Source organism: uncultured Thiodictyon sp., from assembly GCF_903828115.1.
In the GTDB taxonomy this organism is placed as follows: Bacteria; Pseudomonadota; Gammaproteobacteria; order Chromatiales; family Chromatiaceae; genus Thiodictyon.
The window spans coordinates 1-2,020 of the sequence record NZ_CAIKKU010000745.1; the positions used below are offsets into that span (position 1 = coordinate 1).

Genomic DNA, 2,020 nt, shown 5'->3' on the forward strand with positions numbered 1-2,020 from the left:
CGCGCCACCCCGGAACATGAAAGTCCTCTCGACCGCTAGCCGATGGCCAGCGTGCGGGGCGGCGTAGTCAGGGCTTCCAGCCCTGACTGTTCCAGCCCCGACACCGTCAGGCCAGGATGGCCTGACTACGCACTTTCACGGTAAAGCCTTGGACTCCAGGCAGAGGCGCCGCGGCCGGCGGGTGCGCCTTCACTCAATGGCAGTGACGCGGAGCCTGGGACCGCGATCTGTCGCTCGCGGCTACAGTTCCCGCGTGGCGAGGAACCGGATGTCCGGCCAGCGCTCGATCGTCAGCCCCAGGTTGACCCTGGTGGGCGCCAGGTAGACCAGTTGGTCGTCGCCGTCCAGGGCCAGGTGCTCGTAGGCCTTTTCCTTGAAGCGCTCCAGCATCTTGGGGTCATCGCAGCCGATCCAGCGGGCGGTGTGGACCGAGACCGGCTCCACCACGGCGTCCACGCTGTACTCGTCCTTCAACCGGAAGGCGGCCACGTCGAATTGCAGCACGCCCACGGCGCCCAGGATCATGTCGTTGTTCTTGAGCGGCCGGAAGACCTGGGTGGCACCCTCCTCGGAGAGTTGCACCACGCCCTTCTGCAGGGCCTTCATGCGCAGCGGGTCGCGCAGCACGATGCGTCGGAACAACTCCGGGGCGAAGTATGGAACGCCCTCGTACTTGAGTTCCTCGCCCTCGGTGAAGGTGTCGCCGATCTGGATGGTGCCGTGGTTGTGCAGGCCGATGATGTCACCGGGCCAGGCTTCCTCCACCACCCGGCGCTCGTCGGCCTGGAAGGTGATGGCGTTGGCGACCTGGATGGTTTTGCCGATCCGCACATGGCGCATCTTCATCCCCTTGGTGTAGCCGCCGGAGCAGACGCGCAGGAAGGCGATCCGGTCGCGGTGGGCCGGATCCATGTTCGCCTGGATCTTGAAGACGAAGCCGCTGAAGGCGATCTCCGCGGGTTCCACCCGGCGCTGCACGGTGGCGCGGGCACGCGGCGGCGGGGCATAGTCGACGAAGGCGTCGAGCAGCTCCTTGACGCCGAAGTTGTTGATGGCCGAACCGAAAAAGACCGGGGTCTGGCGCCCGGCCCGATAGGCGTCGAGATCCAGCGGGTGGCTGGCGCCCTGGACCAGTTCCATCTCCAGGCGCAACTCGTCAGCCTGGTCGCCCAGGAGTTCGTCCATCCGGGGATGGTGCAGCCCCTCGATCACCTCGCCGCTCTGGATGCCCCCGCCGTGCTGGGCGCTGAAGAGGTGGGTGCGGTCGTGGCGCAGGTCATAGACGCCCTTGAAGCGCTTGCCCATGCCGATCGGCCAGGTGACCGGGGCGCACTGGATCTTGAGCATCGACTCCACCTCGTCCAGGACCTCCACCGCGTCGCGCCCCTCGCGGTCCAGCTTGTTGACGAAGGTGAGGATGGGGGTGTCGCGCAGGCGGCAGACGTCCATCAGCTTGATGGTGCGCTCCTCCACGCCCTTGGCGATGTCGATCACCATCAGGGCCGAGTCCACCGCGGTCAGGGTGCGGTAGGTGTCCTCGGAGAAGTCCTCGTGCCCGGGGGTGTCGAGCAGGTTGACGATGCTGTCGCCGTAGGGGAACTGCATGACCGAGGAGGTCACCGAGATCCCGCGCTGTTTTTCCAGTTCCATCCAGTCGGAGGTCGCATGGCGCGCCGCCTTGCGGCCCTTGACCGTGCCGGCCATCTGGATGGCGCCGCCGAACAGCAGCAGTTTTTCGGTGAGTGTCGTCTTGCCCGCATCCGGGTGGGAGATGATGGCGAAGGTGCGGCGGCGGCGCGTTTGATCGAGAAGGTCGCTCATAGGGGGGGACTGGCATGGCAGCCGCGGTGCGGCTAAACCGCGGGATTATAGCGGTGCCTGCCGGGACGGGCACCATGGGATCGGCGCCTGGCGTGCGCTCAGAACTGATGTTGTGACCGAGATCCCGGGTACGCTGTCGTTGTCGTTGTCGTTGTCGTTGTCGTAATCGACTAATCCGACCACGATTACGATTACGACA

1 protein-coding gene is annotated in these 2,020 nt (G+C 65.8%); it reads right to left on the reverse strand.

What is annotated here, in order from left to right; all coding sequences use genetic code 11:
• Positions 1–240 precede the first annotated feature (240 nt).
• Positions 241–1,821 carry a peptide chain release factor 3 gene (locus tag QZY48_RS27495; RefSeq protein ID WP_295436791.1) on the reverse strand — a complete coding sequence of 527 codons (1,581 nt, stop codon included), beginning with the start codon at positions 1,819–1,821 and terminating at the stop codon, positions 241–243.
• Positions 1,822–2,020 lie beyond the last annotated feature (199 nt).